This is a genomic window from Candidatus Polarisedimenticolia bacterium, from assembly GCA_036004685.1.
Taxonomy (GTDB): Bacteria; Acidobacteriota; Polarisedimenticolia; order Gp22-AA2; family AA152; genus DASYRE01.
Genome location: DASYRE010000007.1, coordinates 13095 through 30011 on the forward strand (window position 1 = coordinate 13095; position 16917 = coordinate 30011).

The 16917-nt window shown below is 66.4% G+C and carries 20 protein-coding genes; 5 read left to right on the forward strand and 15 right to left on the reverse strand.

The annotated features are described in order from the left end of the window. The first annotated feature begins 278 nt into the window (after window positions 1–278). Window positions 279–2000: a TIGR03118 family protein gene (locus VGR67_01115; GenBank protein HEV8335001.1), complete on the forward strand. Its 1722-nt coding sequence runs from the start codon at window positions 279–281 to the stop codon at window positions 1998–2000. 209 nt (window positions 2001–2209) lie between these two features. Here VGR67_01115 and VGR67_01120 read toward each other — a convergent pair whose 3' ends face one another. From VGR67_01120 to VGR67_01145, 6 genes are all read right to left on the reverse strand, one after another. Next, entirely contained in the window at window positions 2210–2512 is a 303-nt protein-coding gene (locus VGR67_01120) for a PilZ domain-containing protein (protein HEV8335002.1), read from the reverse strand. A gap of 70 nt (window positions 2513–2582) precedes the next feature. Next, window positions 2583–3029, reverse strand: coding sequence for a prepilin-type N-terminal cleavage/methylation domain-containing protein (locus VGR67_01125; GenBank protein HEV8335003.1), 447 nt, complete (start codon window positions 3027–3029; stop codon window positions 2583–2585). 206 nt (window positions 3030–3235) lie between these two features. Then, window positions 3236–3457 carry a hypothetical protein gene (locus tag VGR67_01130; protein ID HEV8335004.1) on the reverse strand — a complete coding sequence of 74 codons (222 nt, stop codon included), beginning with the start codon at window positions 3455–3457 and terminating at the stop codon, window positions 3236–3238. Further along, window positions 3458–3925 carry a M48 family metallopeptidase gene (locus tag VGR67_01135; GenBank protein HEV8335005.1) on the reverse strand — a complete coding sequence of 156 codons (468 nt, stop codon included), beginning with the start codon at window positions 3923–3925 and terminating at the stop codon, window positions 3458–3460. It abuts the gene before it with no gap. Then, a complete protein-coding gene (locus tag VGR67_01140; GenBank protein HEV8335006.1) occupies window positions 3922–4137 on the reverse strand; it encodes a UXX-star (seleno)protein family 1 in 216 nt (71 codons plus the stop codon). The genes VGR67_01135 and VGR67_01140 overlap by 4 nt, the downstream gene beginning before the upstream one ends. 14 nt (window positions 4138–4151) lie before the next feature. After that, window positions 4152–4361: a cold shock domain-containing protein gene (locus VGR67_01145; protein ID HEV8335007.1), complete on the reverse strand. Its 210-nt coding sequence runs from the start codon at window positions 4359–4361 to the stop codon at window positions 4152–4154. Window positions 4362–4586: 225 nt separating this feature from the next. Here VGR67_01145 and VGR67_01150 point away from each other — a divergent pair, with 225 nt between their 5' ends. After that, window positions 4587–5345 (forward strand): DUF2238 domain-containing protein, encoded by a 759-nt coding sequence (locus VGR67_01150; GenBank protein ID HEV8335008.1) that lies wholly within the window; start codon window positions 4587–4589, stop codon window positions 5343–5345. 255 nt (window positions 5346–5600) lie between these two features. On the opposite strand, the gene VGR67_01155 is transcribed toward VGR67_01150, so the two are convergent. Beyond that, complete coding sequence (locus VGR67_01155; GenBank protein ID HEV8335009.1) at window positions 5601–5942, reverse strand: ASCH domain-containing protein; 342 nt, start codon at window positions 5940–5942, stop codon at window positions 5601–5603. A gap of 116 nt (window positions 5943–6058) precedes the next feature. Here VGR67_01155 and VGR67_01160 point away from each other — a divergent pair, with 116 nt between their 5' ends. Beyond that, window positions 6059–6634, forward strand: coding sequence for a hypothetical protein (locus tag VGR67_01160; GenBank protein HEV8335010.1), 576 nt, complete (start codon window positions 6059–6061; stop codon window positions 6632–6634). Between the two features lie 159 nt (window positions 6635–6793). On the opposite strand, the gene thiD is transcribed toward VGR67_01160, so the two are convergent. The 3 genes from thiD to VGR67_01175 are packed head-to-tail and all read right to left on the reverse strand — an operon-like array spanning window position 6794 to window position 9359. Beyond that, window positions 6794–7615, reverse strand: coding sequence for a bifunctional hydroxymethylpyrimidine kinase/phosphomethylpyrimidine kinase (thiD, locus tag VGR67_01165; GenBank protein HEV8335011.1), 822 nt, complete (start codon window positions 7613–7615; stop codon window positions 6794–6796). Further along, window positions 7612–8286, reverse strand: coding sequence for a thiamine phosphate synthase (thiE, locus tag VGR67_01170; protein ID HEV8335012.1), 675 nt, complete (start codon window positions 8284–8286; stop codon window positions 7612–7614). The genes thiD and thiE overlap by 4 nt, the downstream gene beginning before the upstream one ends. Window positions 8287–8291: 5 nt before the next feature. After that, window positions 8292–9359, reverse strand: coding sequence for an AIR synthase family protein (locus VGR67_01175; GenBank protein ID HEV8335013.1), 1068 nt, complete (start codon window positions 9357–9359; stop codon window positions 8292–8294). A 176-nt stretch (window positions 9360–9535) separates the two neighbouring features. Between VGR67_01175 and tdh the strand changes: the two genes are divergently transcribed. Both tdh and VGR67_01185 read left to right on the forward strand, forming a co-directional pair. Beyond that, window positions 9536–10585: an L-threonine 3-dehydrogenase gene (gene tdh, locus VGR67_01180; GenBank protein HEV8335014.1), complete on the forward strand. Its 1050-nt coding sequence runs from the start codon at window positions 9536–9538 to the stop codon at window positions 10583–10585. 43 nt (window positions 10586–10628) lie between these two features. Beyond that, window positions 10629–11807: a glycine C-acetyltransferase gene (locus tag VGR67_01185; GenBank protein HEV8335015.1), complete on the forward strand. Its 1179-nt coding sequence runs from the start codon at window positions 10629–10631 to the stop codon at window positions 11805–11807. 14 nt (window positions 11808–11821) lie between these two features. Here VGR67_01185 and VGR67_01190 read toward each other — a convergent pair whose 3' ends face one another. From VGR67_01190 to thiC, 5 genes are all read right to left on the reverse strand, one after another. After that, window positions 11822–12538: a hypothetical protein gene (locus tag VGR67_01190; GenBank protein ID HEV8335016.1), complete on the reverse strand. Its 717-nt coding sequence runs from the start codon at window positions 12536–12538 to the stop codon at window positions 11822–11824. Between the two features lie 41 nt (window positions 12539–12579). Further along, entirely contained in the window at window positions 12580–13368 is a 789-nt protein-coding gene (locus VGR67_01195; GenBank protein HEV8335017.1) for a L,D-transpeptidase, read from the reverse strand. Beyond that, the gene (locus tag VGR67_01200; protein HEV8335018.1) at window positions 13362–14429 is read right to left on the reverse strand and encodes a L,D-transpeptidase family protein; all 1068 of its coding nucleotides are present in this window, start codon (window positions 14427–14429) and stop codon (window positions 13362–13364) included. The genes VGR67_01195 and VGR67_01200 overlap by 7 nt, the downstream gene beginning before the upstream one ends. Window positions 14430–14505: 76 nt before the next feature. Next, the gene (locus tag VGR67_01205; protein ID HEV8335019.1) at window positions 14506–15078 is read right to left on the reverse strand and encodes a DUF4398 domain-containing protein; all 573 of its coding nucleotides are present in this window, start codon (window positions 15076–15078) and stop codon (window positions 14506–14508) included. Window positions 15079–15477: 399 nt separating this feature from the next. After that, the gene (thiC, locus tag VGR67_01210) at window positions 15478–16908 is read right to left on the reverse strand and encodes a phosphomethylpyrimidine synthase ThiC (GenBank protein ID HEV8335020.1); all 1431 of its coding nucleotides are present in this window, start codon (window positions 16906–16908) and stop codon (window positions 15478–15480) included. Between the last annotated feature and the right edge of the window lie 9 nt (window positions 16909–16917).

A 16917-nucleotide genomic window follows, 5' to 3' on the forward strand; every position in this document is an offset into this window, starting at 1 on the left:
CTCACGAGATGCAAGTGATCCGCGGCGACACGGCGGCAAGGAAAAGGGGCGCGACGGCTCCGGGACCGCGAATCGAGGACCTCGAGGCGCCGGAACCCGGACCCATTTCTCCCTCCCGGCCGAAGACAATTCCAAGAGGCGAAGAACGAACAAGAGCGACGCGGGGCTGTCACTCTTTCTTGCCGATATCCGATCTGCAAGGTAGAAAGCTTCCTGTGCCTGAAGAGGGGCGGGGTGCGCGATCTCGATTAATGACAAGGGACCGAAGGAGGAGAGGGATGAAGTCCATGACCGGATTGTTCGTATTGCTGGTGGCCGCGGCTCTGGCGACGGCCGCCATCGCCGACGACGTCTATCTGCCGACCGATCTGGTGTCGGACCAGCCCGGCGTCGCGCCGATCCTGGATACGCACCTGGTCAACGGCTGGGGGATCGCGGTGCCCCCGAGCAGCGGCGCGTTTTGGGTGTCCTCGGAAGGCGCGGGCCTGAGCGTCCTCTACTCGGGGGACGTGGGTCCAAATCCGCTCGCGAAAGCCCCGCTGGAGGTCTCGATTCCGGGAGGGCATCCGACCGGCGTCGTCTTCAACACCATCGTCGGCGTCAGCGATTTCGTGATCGCCTCGGGAAGCTCCGCGGCGCCGGCGACGTTTATCTTTGCGTCGCTCGCGGGAGAGGTGACCGGCTGGAGCCCCGCCGTATCGCAGACCAGCGCCCAGCTGGCGTTCCAGGCGACGGATGGCGCGATCTACACCGGCATCGCCCTGGGCAACAACGGCGCGGGCAATTTCCTGTACCTGGCCGACTTCCACAATCGAAAAATCGACGTCCTGAACGCCAGCTTCCAAGTGGCGCACCTGGCCGGATCGTTCACCGACTCCGACCTGCCCGGCGACTATGCCCCCTTCAACGTCGCCATCCTGGGCGGCAGGCTCCACGTCGCCTACGCGAAGCAGGATGCGGACGGCGAGGAGGAGATCACGGGTCCGCATCTCGGCTTCATCGACGTGTTCGACCTGAACGGCAACTTCCTCCAGCGGCTGGTGTCGCAGGGGCGGCTCAACGCCCCCTGGGCAATGGTCGTCGCCCCGGCGGGGTTCGGGCAGTTCAGCGGGGATCTGCTGGTCGGCAACTTCGGGGACGGCCGGATCAACGCTTATGATCCGGCGACCGGGGCGTTCGTCGGGACGCTCAGCCAATCTTCGAACGATCCGATCGAGATCGACGGCCTGTGGGGGCTCGCGTTCGGCAACGGCACCACCGCGGGAAGCGCCACTTCGCTGTATTACGCCGCCGGCCCGAGCGACGAGACGCACGGGCTCTTCGGGAAGATCACGGCGAATCCCGCGGGAACGAGCCCGGTTCACGCGGCCGTTACGGGAGGCAACCTCGTGATCACCGGAAGTCGGGAAAACGACCGGATCGGCGTGCAGATGGACGACAAGACCCAGCGCCTCCTCGTCCTGGCCGACGAGCACGAGGTCGGCTCGTTCGATCCGGCATCGGTGAGCCGCATTCAGCTCCTGGGTTTCGCCGGCGACGACCGGTTCAAGATCGCGAGGGACGTGGCGATTCCGGCGATTCTCGACGGCGGCGCGGGGAACGACAACCTGAGCGGCGGAGGGGGCGCCAACCTGATCCTGGGCGGCCCGGGAGACGACACCCTCCTCGGCTCGGCAGGCCGCGACATCCTGATCGGAGGCGAGGGCGCCGACCGCCTGCGCGGCAACGACGAGGACGATCTCCTGATCGGCGGATCGACGGCTTATGACGGCGACCTCACCGCCTGGCTGGCGATCCAGGGCGAATGGATCTCGGGCGAATCTTACGCGGAGCGCGTCGACCACCTCCGCAACGGCTTGGAAGGGCTGCCGAAGCTCGATGGCACGACGGTTCTCGACGACGCGGCCAAGGACTTCCTCAGCGGGAACCAGGGACTCGATTGGTTCTTCGCGGGACCGGACGATTCGCTCGACCTCGAATCGGGAGAGCAGCAGAACTGAAGCCGCGCCTTATAGGGCGCGGAGGCTTCCTCCGGGCCCCTTTCCGTGTAGGAAGTCGTTGCCGGGCGCCCGGCCCGCTCGTTTCGGGCCTTCTAAAGTGCTCTTACCCTGTCCTCCGGGCGCGCTAATAGAGGACACCCCGGGCGTCGAGAAACGTGGCTGACTTCAACGTGGAGCAATAGGTCGAATCGGACAAGAAGAACGGGACCCTAGTCGGCGAGCAGCTCGATCCCCATGCCGCCTCGCAGGCTGCGGCGGAAGGCCTGGGGAACTTCCTTCACCCAGCGGACCACGCCGCGGGCCGAGCGCTTTCCTTCGGGGCCATCCAGAACCAGGGTCAGGATGGTGTCGGGAGGATAGAGGTTGTTGCCTTGCAGGAAGAGGCCTTTCTCCCCGAGATCGGAGGTGTATCCAAGATGCAGCGCCGTCTCTTCCACGCCGTAGCGCACGGCGATCCGGCGCCGGCTCCGGTCCCGGGCCCTGCGTTCGAATTCGGCGGTCTTCAAGGCCACGGGCTTGCTCCCCGAAAACGAGTCGGCGTGGCTCGGCGCGCAGCCCGCGGGCTCGCCCCGAGCCGCCCGCCTAGCTCTGGGTACCCTGGGGCCACTGGAAGAACTGACCGTCGGAGAAGACGATGTCGCAGTTGAAATTTGAGGTCATTCCGCCGGACCAAGTTCCCTGAAACCCGTCCTTACCCAGGCTGACGACGGTGTAGCTCGAGCCGTCGGCGGGCGTCGCGACGCTCCAGGTGTGATCCCAGCCGTCTCCCTGCGGCGGGGTCTTGATGAAGAACGGCGAGATGTAGGTCTTGAGCGTGGGCCAGTCCGACACGCCCATCGGGTAGGTCGCATGATCGATATGATAGAGCTCGACCGCCTCCGAAATGGAATGCAGGTCCACCATCGAGCGCTTCTGCTTTCCCTTATCGAGGGCGTTAGTCAGGCTCGCCATGGCGATGGCGGCGATGATTCCGAGGATCGCGACGACGATGAGTAGCTCGATGAGGGTGAAACCGCTTTGTTTGCGCATGGCAGCGCCCCTTTCCATTCCTTGACCGCCCATTCTTGCAGCAACGCCGATGCCAAAAAGACGGCCTCCCGGGGCGAGAGGACAACTGCTTGTGGTTTCATCGGCTTCCAAGCCGCGGACCGGTGTCCCTCGCGGATGCGGGATCGGAGGCGACGAAAAACTAACGATTTCCGTCTTTCGATGTTCAAAACGACTGACAGAATCTGTCAGGAGGAGGGGGGCGGCCCTTTGCGGCCGAGCGAGGAGAGCGAGATCGCCAGGGAGACGAAGATGGCGATCATCGGGATCACGAGGGTAAACATGATCTTCTCGCCGATGACCAGTCCGACCCGCGACGAGGAGCCCCAGAGATAGGACGCCGCCGCCACTCCGAGCGCCGCGCCCCAGAGCGGCGGAAGCCATCCTCGGCGATGAGTCTTGCCGGCCATTCAATCCTCGAAGCGCCGCGCCATCCCGGCGCTCCGCGTGAGCTCCCCGGCGAACAGCTCCAGCTGCATCGCCGCCGGCGGCGGGTTCGATTTGCCGGGGCGATAGATCCCCTCGCGCCGCGCGTATTCCAGGATTTGGAAGTAATAGGACTTGAAGCGGGGGCCGTGGTTGAAGTGCTTCAGGTGCGCCAGCTCGTGGCACACCGTGTTGATCAGGCTCGAATACTTGAGGGCGGCCCCGGTCTTCGCATGCGTCAGCCGCACCGCGATCCGCCCGTCGGCATAGCAGACGCCGTAGCGGCGCTTGACCTGGGGCTTTTCCGGGGCGATCTCGCGGTAGGTCAAGCCGAAGTGGCGCGCGATCCGCTCCGCGTCCTGCCGGACCCGCGACATCAGGCCGGAATGATCGGCTCTTTTCCGAGGGGGAGAAAACAGGGAGGCGGCCGCCCGCCGCTTCAAACGCCTCACGTGCCTCCGTAACCGATGGTGACGCGGCCCGCCTCGACGATCACGGGAACGCGCCGCTGGCCCTTGGAATGGGAGAGCATCTTCGTCAGCAGCGCCGGATCGCTCTTCACGTCGAAGTACTCGACCGGGCCGCCCTTCTGCGCGTAAGCCTCACGGGCCTCCTGCGTGTAGGGTCAGCCTTCCTTCCCGAAGATGAGAACCTTCTCGGCCATGGAACCTCGCTGGGTCAACGGCTGCCGGCCGCGCGCACCTTGCCGGCCCGAGGTCCCTTCGGAGACTGCTCGATTTCGAAATCGACCTCGACTCCTTCGGACAACGATTCGAAGCTCAAGCCGTCCAGCGAGCTCTGGTGGAAGAACACCTCCTGGCCGTCGTTGCCGCGAATGAAGCCGAATCCCCGATCCTTCATCAGTCGTTTGATCTTTCCGGTGGGCATCACCGCTCTCCTTCATCCCCTCGGGTGTTTCCTGTCAGTTTTCCGAAGGATCCCGAGGATGGCCGCCGAATCGATTCTGTCTCCCCACGGAGTGCGGAGTCGTTCAACGTGTGAATTTTTCGGATCATATACGGGGCCGAAAGGGTTGTCAATGAAGTGGTTGCCCCGAACTCTCCGGAACCGCTGTATGATTCTTCCGGCCGCCTTTGGGCGGGAGGAGAGCCCTTGAAAGGCAAGCCGATCATCAAGAGTTACGAGCGCTACGCCGGCGCCCTGGGGCTGATCTTCCTGCTCTGGTTCATCGTCCTCGCCATCCGGCCGCTCGATCGGCAGGACTGGGCCCTGGAAAACGCGCTCGTCCTGGTAATCGTCGGGACCCTGGTCGCGACCCGGAAGCTTTTTCCATTCTCCCGCATCTCCTACACCCTTCTCTTCCTCTTCCTGTGCCTCCACGAGGTCGGAGCCCACTACACCTACGCGAAAGTCCCTTACGATCACTGGCTGGCGGCGCTGACCGGCGGCCGCTACGAGCACGTCGCCGCGCTGCACCGGAACCACTTCGATCGCCTGGCTCATTTCTCTTTCGGACTGTTGTGCGCCTACCCGATCCGCGAGGTCTTCCTGCGCGTCGCCGAGGCCCGCGGCTTCTGGGGATACTATCTGCCTCTCGACGTCACGATGGCCTTCTCCATGCTCTTCGAGATCCTGGAGTGGATCATCGCGAAGATCTTTGGCGGGGACCTGGGGATCGCCTACCTGGGGTCCCAGGGGGACGTCTGGGACGCTCAAAAAGACATGGGCCTCGCTTGCCTGGGGGCGATCCTGGCGATGACGCTCACGGCCGCGATCAATCTGCGCCTCCAGCGCGATTTCGGGCGGGAATGGGCGGAGAGCCTGCGGGTCAAGGGGCGGCGGCCCCTCGGCGAGAACGCTCTGGTCAGGCTGCTGACGAGGCGGAAGCGGAAGCCGCGTCTCAGCGCCTGACGGCGTCGCCTGTATGTCCATCCTCTTCCTCCCGCGGGGAAGTTCCATTATCCTCGGCTCCGCGGCCTGCGATCGAGCACTCCTCCCGGGAGACGGTCGCGAGCGCTTTTCCGGGGAGACAGTTTGGCGACACTGGTGCTTTCGGCCATTTTCACCTTGCTTCTGGCGGGGTGCGTCTGGGCGGGCTTGAAAATCTGGGGCTCCTCGAAGCGCGACGACCGATGAGGGGGGGGCGGCTCGCCGGCGCCCGGTGAATCAGGTCGATGCGCCTTCCGGCGCCAGCTCGAAGCGGATCAGGCTGATTTCGGTCTCCCAGGTCATCGACGGATAGAACTTCCGCATCCCCTGGAGGACCACCTCCCGGCTCTCGAAAAGGTCGTCCCTCGCCTCTTCCTCCGTCACCTCCTTCAGGGGCTTGCATTCGCAGGCGGTGATCCGGAGCCGGAGGACGGCGCCTTCGGCGCATTTTCCCTCGACGATCTCGCCGGATAGGAACCTGCGGCGGCCGGCGCGAAAGGTGATCCGCTTTCTGCCGGAGAGGATGTCCTCCAGCGCCCCTTCGGAGAAGCGGATGCAACGGCGAGCCGGGGGATCCATCAGACGCCTCCTGGCGCTTCCCGGCGGCATCGCTCGATCCCGAGCCGCGGCGGGCCATGCCGCTTGGCGCGCCGCTTGCGGAGGAGTATCATGGAATCAAGCTAAGAGGTGCCGCCATGAAGATCAAAAGCGCTCTCGCCGTGATTGCCGCGCTCTTCCTGTTCTCACCCGCTTTCGCCGCGGACCGGAACATCGACGTGTCGGTCGTTCTCGATCTCCTCGACGCGGGGGTTTCCGACCGCGCGATCGAGCGCTACGTCGAGAAGAACGAGTTCGCCTTCGAGCTCTCCTCCCGGGACCTCAAGGATTTGAAGGAAGCAGGAGCCTCCGACGAGCTGATCGAGTTCCTGCAGGGCCGCGAGGACGACAAGTACGGCGACGCCGAGGAATACGGGGTGAGCTCGTACCCGCCATCCTATTCCTACGGTCTGTACTACGGCTACCCCTACTACTATTCGGGGTTCTACTACCCTTATTATCCCTATTATTACGGCCCCTACTTCAACTACAGCTATCGCTATCCCTACTACGGCGGCCGCCGCTCCGGCGGATCGGGCGTGGTCTCGCACTGGTATCGCAACCGGTCGGGCGGCTCGACCGGGACGACGACCCGCTCGAGTCCCTCGAGAGGCTCATCCTCCCATCGCGGCTCCTCCTCGCAGCGCGGCGGCGGGGGCGGCCGCAGGCGCTGAGCCGACTAGTCGCGTCTCCGAAATCCCGTTACCTTTGGCCGTCGACTCGCGGCGGGCTTCTGCCGCGGGGTCCAAACCGCCCCGGATTCGCACGTACCGTTTTGGGCGTGCGATGCTCCGGCGCGCCTGGCCATTCGCACGGCCTTGGCGGTCTCGGGATTAGCGTGATTTCTGAAACCCACCGCTGAAGCGCTGAAAGTGATTCAGCGGCCCGTGACCTGAGCCGACGGGCCGCGCCCGCCGCATCGCCTCCTCCACGTAGCGCTTCGCCTCCCCGACCGCCGAGCGAGCTCCTTCCCCGAGCGCGAGAAGCGCCGTAATGGCAGCCGAAAATGTGCATCCCGTGCCGTGATCGCACCGGGTCCGGATACGCGCTCCGGCAAACTCCGTGAACGATTCGCCGTCGAACAGGACATCGAGCGGCTCCCCTTCGGCATGCCCCCCCTTGATCACCACGTGCCGCGCGCCCATTCGATGAATTTCCCGCGCCGCCTCCCGCACGGCGGCCGGCGAGGCAAGGGTCCGTCCCGTCAGGATCTCCGCCTCGGGGAGGTTCGGCGTGATCACCCGGGCCAGCGGAACGAGTCCGCGGCGCACCGCCTCCACGGCGTCCGCCTGCAGAAGCACGGAGCCCGATTTCGAGACCATCACCGGATCCACGACGAGATTCGGGATCCGGTGCCGCCGCACCGCCTCCACCACCGTCTCGACGAGAGTGCGGCTGGCGAGCATCCCCGTCTTGGCCGCGTCCGTCCCGATGTCCTGCAGCACCGCGTCGATCTGGGCGACGACGAATTCGGCGGGAACCTCGTGAATGGCCCGAACCTCCCGCGTGTTCTGGGCGGTGAGCGCGACGAGCGCGCTCGTACCGTAGACGCCGAAGGCCGCGAACGTCTTCAGGTCGGCCTGGATGCCCGCGCCCCCTCCCGAATCGGAGCCCGCGATCGTCAGGGCCCGCGGCGTCGTCCGGGCGCGGCTCATTCGCGGGCCCTCCCGGTTTCCTCCCGCTCTTCCTCTGTCCGGCGTCGGCGAAGTGGCGCGCCTATCGACGCCAGGAGGTCGCGCACCGCCTTCTCGGGATCTTCGGCCGCCATCACCGCGGAGATCACCGCGATCCCCGCGGCTCCGGCCTCGATCACCGAAGCGGCGTTGGCGGCGTGAATCCCGCCGATCCCAACCACCGGAATCGAGACGGCCTTCACGATGGCCGATAGACCTTCCAGGCCGAGCGCTGGACCGGCGTCGGGCTTCGTGGAGGTAGGGAAGACGGGACCGGCTCCCAGGTAGTCGGCCCCCGCTCTCTCGGCGGAGAGGGCCGCCTGGGGAGTTCGGGCCGAGACCCCCAGGAGCCGCGGCCTGGGCAGGAGGCGCCGCGCTTCCAGAGGCGGAAGATCCTCGGGACCCACGTGAACCCCGTCCGCCTCCAGGACGAGGGCCAGATCGACGCGATCGTTGACGAGGAACGCGGCCTGATGCCGGTGCGCCATCCTGCGCATTTCGGCGCCCAGGGGCAGGAGGTCGCGCGGGGAGGCGCTCTTGTCGCGCAGCTGGACGGCCGTAGCGCCCGCCGCCAGGGCAGCGGCCACGATCGGCAGGAGGGGGCGGTCTCGCGTCAGGGCGGGATCGGTCAGGACGTACAGTTCGAAGCGCATCGGAGTCAGGCCCGCCGTGCCGCCGTCAGAGCCTCTCCGTACGCCGCCCAGAACGGATCCACGCCGGGGTGCGCCAGCTCGGACTCCGCGCCCCCTTCGGCCAGCACGATCCCCTGCTCCTTCTCCGTCACCTCGCCGATCAGGGCGGCCGGGATCGAGACTCCGGACCAGGCGGCGAGCAGCGCCTGGGCTCGATAGGGCTTGCAGGTGACGATGAGCGTGCCTTCACTGATGGAGGTGAAGGGATCGATGCCGAAATGGCCGCACACCCGGGAGACCGCCTCCGGCACCGGAATGGCTTCCTTCTCGATGCGCATCCCCACGCCGGAGGCCTGCGCCACCTCGACCAGCCCTCCGAACAGACCGCATTCCGTGGCGTCGTGCATCGCCGTCACGCCACGATTCCGGACGCCAATCGCCGCGGCCACGCGGCAATCCTGCACCACCGTCATCCGTTGGAAGAGGCCGGCGGCCTCGCGCGCCGTCCCGGCCCCGAGCTCCTTCTCGATCCGCTCCGGAAAGGTGACGCCGAAGAGGGCGGTGGCCTCGATCGCCGGTCCCTTGGTGATCAGGACCTGATCTCCCGGCTCGGCCATGGCGGGCGTCACGTAGCGGTTCGCGGGGCCGATCGCCGCCACCATGCCGCCACCGACCATCGGATAGGCGCATCCCTCGTAGCGCGCCGTGTGGCCGGCGACGACGCTTATCCCCAGGGCGCGGCATTCGGCGTCGATGCTCCGCCAGAGGATTTCCAGCTCTTCCTCGGTGATCGACAGCGGCAGGTTGAGATCGAACGCGGCGAAGGCCGGCGGCAGCGCCGACGTGGCGGCGTCGGAGGCGAGGATGTGCACGGCGAACCACGCGGCGCGCTCCCAGCCGTACTCCGGAACCACGAACACCGGATCGGTGGTGAGGGCCATCACGATCCCCTCGGCCACCTCGATGATGCCGACGTCGACGCCATGGCGGGGACCGACCAGAACTTTGGAGGAAGGCGCCCCCAGATGGGGAAAAATGACGCGCTCGAAGAACTCCGGGGAGATTTTCCCCATGGGTGGAAGCTTCCCGCTCATCGCGGTCTCCTTCGCCGGCGGATCCTTCCGGAATCGATGGCGCTATGCTAGCACACCGCCCGTTGGACGCCGTGGGCCGCTGTGCTATCATCAACCCACTTGAAGGATCTCATTCAAGGATCTCCTTCCATGACGAGCGCACGTCTCGCCCGACCGAGGTGCTGCGGAGGTTCCGCATGAGCCAGGAAACGATGGGAGCGGTGGTCAAGTCGCGCGCTTCCGCCGGCGCGGAATGGAAGCAGGTCCCGGTCCCGCAGGTCGGCCCCGAGGACATCCTGATCGAGGTCAAGGCGGCTTCCATCTGCGGAACCGATCTGCACATCTATCAATGGGACGAATGGGCGAGCCAGCGGATACACATCCCCCAGGTGATGGGGCACGAAACCGCAGGCGAGGTCGTGGAGACCGGGAAGGAAGTCACCACTGTCAAAGTGGGGGATTACGTCTCGGTCGAAACCCACATCACGTGCGGAACCTGCTATCCCTGCCGCGTGGGGCGCGCGGAGGTCTGCAGCAACGTCAAGATCGTCGGGGTGGACACCGACGGATCGTTCGCCCGCTATCTGAAGCTTCCCGCCCGGTGCGCCTGGAAGAACGACCGCTCTCTGCCGCCCGAGATCGCCGCGCTTCAGGAACCGCTGGGCAACGCCGTGGACACCGTGATGGCGGAGGACGTCTCGGGGAAGACGGTGGTGGTCCTCGGCGCGGGGCCGGTGGGCCTGCTCGCCATGGGCGTGGCGCGCGCCTCGGGCGCCTCGGTCATTTTCGCCACCGACATCTCCGACTACCGCCTCGGCCTCGCGAAGAAGATGGGGGCGACGCACACGTTCAACCCCAAGCGCGACCGTGTCGTGGAAGCGGTGATGGATCTGACGCGGGGAGACGGCGTGGACGTGGTGATCGAGATGTCGGGGAACCCCGACGCGCTGGCTCAGGGGTTCAAGGTTCTGGCTCCCGGAGGGCGCCTGTCGCTCCTGGGGCTGTCGCACGGGCCGGTGCGGATCGACCTGAACAATGCCGTGATCCTCAAGGGGGCCCGCATCTACGGAATCACGGGACGCAAGATCTTCACGACCTGGTACAAATCGTCCCGCCTGCTGACCTCCGGGATCCTGGACTTGAACCCCCTTTTGACCCACCGCCTTCCCGTCACGCAGTTCGCCGCGGCCATGGACCTCATGCAGAAGGGGGAATGCGGAAAGATCGCGCTGCTTCCCGCGGCGTGATCGCCGGCGCCGGATGACCGGCGATCGCTTCAGGAGGACGGCCATGCCCAAGCTCGATTTCATTCCCCAGGAACTCGCCGCGCTGAAGGAGCAGGGGCTCTACATCAACGTCCGCGTCGTCGATTCCCCGCAGGGAGCCTGGATCAACGTCGACGGGCGAAAAGTCCTGAATCTCTGCTCCAACAACTATCTCGGCTTCGCCAACCACGATCTGCTCAAGCGCCGCGCCCAGAAGGCGATCGAAACGCTCGGCGTCGGGCCGGCCGCCGTGCGGACGATCGCCGGCACGCTTTCGATCCACCGCGAGCTGGAAAGCCGCATGGCCCGCTTCAAGGGCGTGGAGGCCGCGCTCGGGTTTCAATCGGGGTTCTGCGCGAATCTGGCGGCTCTCGGGGCCTTGGCCGGTCCGGAAGACGTCATCTTCTCCGACGAGCTGAATCACGCCAGCATCATCGACGGCTCGCGCCTCTCCCGCGCCAAGGTCGTCCGCTACGCCCATGCGGATCCCGCGGACCTCCGCGCCAAGCTGCGCGCCGAGGCCGCGGCGCGACGCCGGCTCGTCGTGACCGACGGCGTGTTCAGCATGGACGGCGACATCGCCCCCCTGCCCGAGCTGTGCTCCGTCGCGGCGGAATTCGAGGCCCTGGTCATGGTGGACGACGCCCACGGCGAGGGGGTGCTGGGGAGATCGGGCCGCGGAATCGTCGATCACTTCGGGCTGCACGGGAAGGTCGATCTTGAGGTCGGGACGCTGTCCAAGGCGTTCGGCGTGGTGGGCGGCATCGTCGCCGGCAGCCGGGACGTGGTGGACTACGTGGAGCAGAAGGGGCGGCCCTTGCTGTTCTCCAGCGCGGTCCCGCCGGCCGACGTGGCGGCCTGCATCGCCGCCATCGACGTGCTGGAGCGCTCCTCCGAGCCGGTGGATCGCCTGTGGGCCAATACCCGCCGGTTCAAGGAGGGGATGCGCGCCCTCGGCTTCGATCTCGGGCGGAGCGAGACGCCGATCACACCCGTCATGATCGGCGATCCCAAGCTCGCCGGCGCGTTCTCGCGAAAGCTCTTCGAGGAAGGAATCTTCGCCATGTCGATCGGATATCCGACGGTGGCGCGCGATAAGGCGCGGATCCGGGTCATGAACTCGGCCGCGCATTCCGACGAAGACCTGAGCTTCGCCTTGGAAGTCTTCGGCAGGGTGGGGCGGGAGCTGGCGATCCTGCGCTGATGGACCCGGGATTCCTAGCCTCCCGAGGGCTTGGCCCCGCGCTTCTCTCCTTCCGTCTTGCCTTCCTTCAACGAGCCGATCCCCAGGACCAGGATCCTTTCCCCGGGATAGAGGGAGCGGTAGATCTCCTGGGCCCGCTCGGCGGGAAGCCGGATTTCGATCCGAATCGACTCCTTGCCCGCCCTCCTCGCCACCCAACGACGCATCGCCCTCCGCAGCGCGGTGAAGCCCGACTTCCAAGTGATCCGGCGCTCGCCGACGACGCGGATTCTCACCGGCTCCTCGAAGGAGAGAACGTATTCGCTCGGAGGATCGGGCGGGAAGATCTTCGGGTCCTTGAGCGGGTCCACCGGCTTGTCGGGATCGGGCGGCTTGATCACCTCACGGGGAGCCCCCCGCTCCTTGAGGACCAGGAGAGTGAGATGGCGCGGATCCAGGCTGGCGGTCCCGGCGGCGCCGCGCAGGGAGCCGATCTGGAACGGGATGGATTTGGGACTCATCCCGCTGATGCGGTATTCCAGGCGGCCGGAAAGCAGATCCAGAACTAGGTAGGGCAGCTTGGAGGCCGCCAGGGGAAGCTCCGCTTCCAGGCGCCGGGTCTCCTGTTCCAGCGTCGGCCGGACTTTCGTAGGGGGGTACTCCGGGGCGCGGGACATGAGCAAAGCGATGACGGCAAACCCCGCCACCAGCAGGACGGCGCAAAACCCAAGGATCAGCCAGCTTCGATTCATGTCTCGAGGAATACCCCGCCGGCGGCGGCCGTGCTCGGACTTCAGAAGATGTAGACCGGAGTTCCGACCTTTACGGCGTGAAAGACGGCGTCGAGATCCTTCGCGCCCAACCGGACGCAGCCGTGGGTCACCGACATGCCGAGCGACCGCTCGTAGAGGGTTCCGTGGATCAGGTAGCCGTCTCCCAGGTCCATGGCGTAGGCTCCCAGCTCGTCGGGAGCGAGGCGCTCGGAGCTTTTCTTGGGCAGGTCCTCCCCCTCCTCGATGAACGCCCAGTCGGGCTTGATCCAGACCGGCCGGACGACCTTCTTCTGGATTCGGAACTCGCCCTTCGGAGTGTCGAACGTCCATTCCCGCTTGCGCGGATGGTCGGGAAGGAAACGGCCGCTTCCCGTGGAGCAGATCGCCTCGCGCAGGACCTTGCCCTCGCGCATCAGAAACAACCGGTTGACGCCGGTGTCGATAAGGAGGTACGTCCCTCGGGGGGCGAGCGCCGCGATCCGTTTCTTCAGATCGTCACGCTTCTCCTGCAGATTTCGCGGCTTGCGGGGCCGGGGCGGGCGCGCGACGGCGGGCGGCTCGGGAGGAGGCTGCTCGCGCGAAGGCTCTTCGACCGCGGGGGGCTCCTGGGCCGGCGGCGGCTGTTCCTGGGGAAGATCGGGCGATGGGGGGGGCGGGTTTGGCGCCGGCTCGTCCTGAGGAGGGGGAGCCGGGGGAGGCCGGTCCTCCTCCTGCATCAATCCGGGCGCCGCGGACGCCCGCAGAAACCCCAGGACGAGCGCGGCGCTCAGGCCGAGAACCGCCACGGTGCCAGCGCGCCGGATCACCATGAATCCTCCGAATCGCGGGGGTTGTACCCGACGATGGCGACGGAGGTGCCGATCCTCGCCAACCGGAACAGCTCGTTCATCTCCGAATTGGTGAGCGCCACACACCCCTTCGTCCAATCCTGGTCCCGTCCTCCCTCTCCGTGGATTTCGATGAGCCCTCCCGGATCGGCCCCCTTGGGGATCGAGCCTTGCCGCCTGGCCTGCTCGAAGCGCCGGCGGTCCTGTTCGTTGGGATAGTCGAGCAGAAAGGCCCGGTAATACCGGGTCTGTCCGGGGCCGCGAATCTGCTGGATTCGGTACAGCCCTTCAGGGGTGGCGTCATCCCCCGCCCGGAGCTTGCGCTCCATCCCTCCCAGTCCGATGTCGACGGTATAGGTGCCGGCTCTCTTGCCGCTGCGATAGACGGTGAGGCGCCGGCGGAGCTTGTCGACCACGAAAGAGACCCCTCCGGAGCGACTTCGGCGGACCGCCTCGTCGACCCACTTTCTCCAGGACGGGATGTCGGGATGCGAGGTGTACCGGACCATGGAAGAAAGCAGGAGCTGCTCCGCCTGGCGGATGCGCTGCGTGCCGCTCTGCGCCGCCTGGAGCGCAGCCGGGTAGTCCTTGTTCTTCATCCTCACCTCGGCCACTTCCAGATCGACGGCCGCCCCCACCAGCAAGCGGGAAACCTGCGGATCCTTCGGGGCCACGAAGCGCTTGATTTCGCGGGATCGATCCAGGAGATCGCGCAGCGCCGCCAGCTCCGAGGCGGTGTCGCTCTGGCTCTTCTGCCGCCGGTCTCCGGCCAGCTTCATGGCCCGGACCGCCATGAACCTCGACTGCTCGGCAAGCGAGATGGTGGCCCGGTAATCCCGGCGAAAGGCGAGGCGCGAAGACTCCATGACCTCGCTGCGTTGCGCGCGGCGCAGGTCCTGTTCCGCCTGCTTCAGCTCGTCGGCCGCGTAGCGGCCGGCCTCGGCGCGCCGGGCGCGCTCCACCGCAGTCCGGGCAGCGGCCAGGATGGCGACGGGAGGCTTTTCACAAGCGACGAGGAGAAGGAGGGAAAGCGCGGCGGCCACAGCAAGAAAACCCCGGCGGGTCCGCCAAGCCGGGGCGGATCCGCCGGGATTCGATTTCGACGGCTCGGGGCGTCTGCTATTTCTTGGCACCAGACCGTGTCGCGGCAGCCTGGGCGATCTGATCGCTGATGCTCGTGGCCTTTTCTTTGACCGAATTGGCCTTGTCCCTGGCGGTCATGTAGTCGTTGCTGCTCATGGCCGTCTGGGCCTCGCTGAGGGTGGCCGCCAGCCCATCCAGGTCCTGCTGGAAGAGAGCCAGATCCGCCTTCGTGTCCTTGCCCTTCGGGGCCCCGGCAAGGGCCGTCTTGGCGCTCTCGAGGGCGGTCGTAGCGTCGTTGATGGCGGTGGTGGCCTCGTTCTTGGCCGTCTCCATGTTCGTCGCGGCGGCTTCCTTCGCCTTCTCCGCGTCCGCCTTGGCCGTGTTGGCCAGCTCCTTCGCCTTGTCGTAGTTCTTGAACATCTTCTGCGACTGAGCGTCGATTTCGGCCTGGGCAGCGTTGATGCTGCTCTCGGCGGCCTGATACTCCGCGCTGGCGTACTTGTCGGCCTGGGCGGTCTTCGCGTCTTCCAGGGCAGCCTTCGCGCCATCCATCTCCGCTTGCGGAGGCTTGCCGCAGGCGATCACGGTCGCCAGCGCCACCACGAGCACAGCCATTCCAAGCCAAGACCGTTTCATCGGTTTCCCTCCTGTGACGTTTGGAATCCCCAGCGGCGCGTCTACGCCTCCGGCACGCAACATGAACGCGCGAATCAGCCTTCCGCGGAACGTGTTTCGGGCACCACCTCCCTCACACCGAGGTCCATTCGACTCGGTCGGTCCTGGCGCTCCGCGGCACGACAGCCTGGAGCGGGCGGGGGCCATCCCGGAGGAACCTCCAGACCGGCCCATCGGGACTTGGCCGACCCAACCCTGCGAAAAGGATGCGTATTATAGCAGAAATGAATTCCCGTCAAGATTGCCCCCCGGGAGGGGGCTGATTCCCGCGCCGGACGCCGAGATTCTCTTTGGGATCAAGAGATTGCATTCGCCAGCCTGAAGCCCTGGGACTCAATGCCGGGGCGCCGGACGGGCGCTTCGGGCGGCCGGTGCCGCGCCGTAGGGTGCGCTGGCGGGCCTTCCCGGCTTCCCGTCCTCAATCCCCATTTCCTTCAGGAGCTCCTCGATTCCCTCCAGACGATAGTCGCTCTGCATCGAGCAGAACTTCGGACCGCACATCGAACAGAACTCGGCGCTCTTGAAGTACTCGGCGGGCAGCGTCGCGTCGTGCATGGCTCGGGCCGTTTCCGGGTCGAGGGCGAGGTCGAACTGCCGGTTCCAGTCGAACGCGAACCGGGCCCGGGAGATCTCGTCGTCTCTCTGGCGCGCCCCGGGCCGCTGGCGGGCCACGTCGGCGGCGTGCGCGGCGATCTTGTATGCGATCACTCCTTGACGCACGTCGTCCTCGTTGGGCAGCCCCAGATGCTCCTTGGGAGTGACGTAACAGAGCAAGGAGGCCCCTGCCTGACCGGCCATCGCCGCTCCGATGGCGGAGCTGATGTGGTCGTAGCCGGGGGCGATGTCGGTCACCAGCGGGCCCAGGACGTAAAAGGGGGCCTCGTGGCAAATCCGCTGCTGCATCTCGACGTTCATGGCGATTTGATCCATCGGGACGTGCCCCGGCCCCTCGATCATCACCTGCACGTCCCGGTCCCAGGCGCGCAGCGTGAGCTCCCCCAGGGTCTCCAGCTCGGCGAACTGGGCGGCGTCCGAAGCGTCGGCCAGGCACCCCGGCCGCAGGCCGTCGCCCGCGCTGATCGTGACGTCGTACCGCCTGCAAATCTCCAGGATCTTGTCCCAGTGGGTGTAGAGCGGGTTCTCCGCGCGGTTCGCCATCATCCAGTGGGCCAGGAGAGACCCGCCGCGGCTGACGATGCCGGTGATCCGGTTCCGGGCCAGCGGGAGATGGCGCAGAAGCACGCCGGCATGCAGGGTCATGTAGTCGACCCCCTGGCGGGCCTGGTGCTCGACCATGTCGATCAGATCCTCCGCCTTCATCGCGTCGATGGAGTCCAGCTCGGCCACGACTTGATAGATGGGAACCGTGCCGATCGGAACGGAGCTCTCCCGAACGATGGCCTCGCGGATGGCGTCGATGTCTCCTCCGGTGCTGAGGTCCATGACGGTGTCGGCCCCGAGCTTCACGGCGGTGCGGAGCTTGCGAAGCTCCTCCTCCACGTCGGAGCTCACGGCCGAATTCCCGATGTTCGCGTTGATCTTGCAGGACAGGGCGAGGCCGACTCCCATCGGCTCGAGGCGCTCGTGGTTCACGTTCGCCGGGATCACCAGGCGTCCGCGGGCCACCTCGGCGCGGACGAGAGCGGCGTCGACCCCCTCGCGCTCGGCGACGAATTCCATCTCCGCCGTGACGACGCCTTGACGAGCCAGGGCCCTTTGCGTCGCCGGCTCCCCCGCGGGGACACGGGTTCTTGTCTTGTTCATCCGAGACCT

Excerpts from the sequence above, each read along its gene's own strand:
- VGR67_01160 (HEV8335010.1), top strand. The coding sequence starts at position 6,059 with ATGAAGATCAAAAGCGCTCTCGCCGTGATTGCCGCGCTCTTCCTGTTC.
- tdh (HEV8335014.1), top strand. The coding sequence starts at position 9,536 with ATGAGCCAGGAAACGATGGGAGCGGTGGTCAAGTCGCGCGCTTCCGCC.
- VGR67_01130 (HEV8335004.1), bottom strand. The coding sequence starts at position 3,457 with ATGGCCGGCAAGACTCATCGCCGAGGATGGCTTCCGCCGCTCTGGGGC.
- VGR67_01115 (HEV8335001.1), top strand. The coding sequence starts at position 279 with ATGAAGTCCATGACCGGATTGTTCGTATTGCTGGTGGCCGCGGCTCTG.
- VGR67_01190 (HEV8335016.1), bottom strand. The coding sequence starts at position 12,538 with ATGAATCGAAGCTGGCTGATCCTTGGGTTTTGCGCCGTCCTGCTGGTG.
- VGR67_01125 (HEV8335003.1), bottom strand. The coding sequence starts at position 3,029 with ATGCGCAAACAAAGCGGTTTCACCCTCATCGAGCTACTCATCGTCGTC.
- thiD (HEV8335011.1), bottom strand. The coding sequence starts at position 7,615 with ATGAGCCGCGCCCGGACGACGCCGCGGGCCCTGACGATCGCGGGCTCC.
- VGR67_01155 (HEV8335009.1), bottom strand. The coding sequence starts at position 5,942 with ATGGATCCCCCGGCTCGCCGTTGCATCCGCTTCTCCGAAGGGGCGCTG.
- VGR67_01195 (HEV8335017.1), bottom strand. The coding sequence starts at position 13,368 with ATGGTGATCCGGCGCGCTGGCACCGTGGCGGTTCTCGGCCTGAGCGCC.
- VGR67_01175 (HEV8335013.1), bottom strand. The coding sequence starts at position 9,359 with ATGAGCGGGAAGCTTCCACCCATGGGGAAAATCTCCCCGGAGTTCTTC.
- VGR67_01145 (HEV8335007.1), bottom strand. The coding sequence starts at position 4,361 with ATGCCCACCGGAAAGATCAAACGACTGATGAAGGATCGGGGATTCGGC.
- thiC (HEV8335020.1), bottom strand. The coding sequence starts at position 16,908 with ATGAACAAGACAAGAACCCGTGTCCCCGCGGGGGAGCCGGCGACGCAA.
- thiE (HEV8335012.1), bottom strand. The coding sequence starts at position 8,286 with ATGCGCTTCGAACTGTACGTCCTGACCGATCCCGCCCTGACGCGAGAC.
- VGR67_01185 (HEV8335015.1), top strand. The coding sequence starts at position 10,629 with ATGCCCAAGCTCGATTTCATTCCCCAGGAACTCGCCGCGCTGAAGGAG.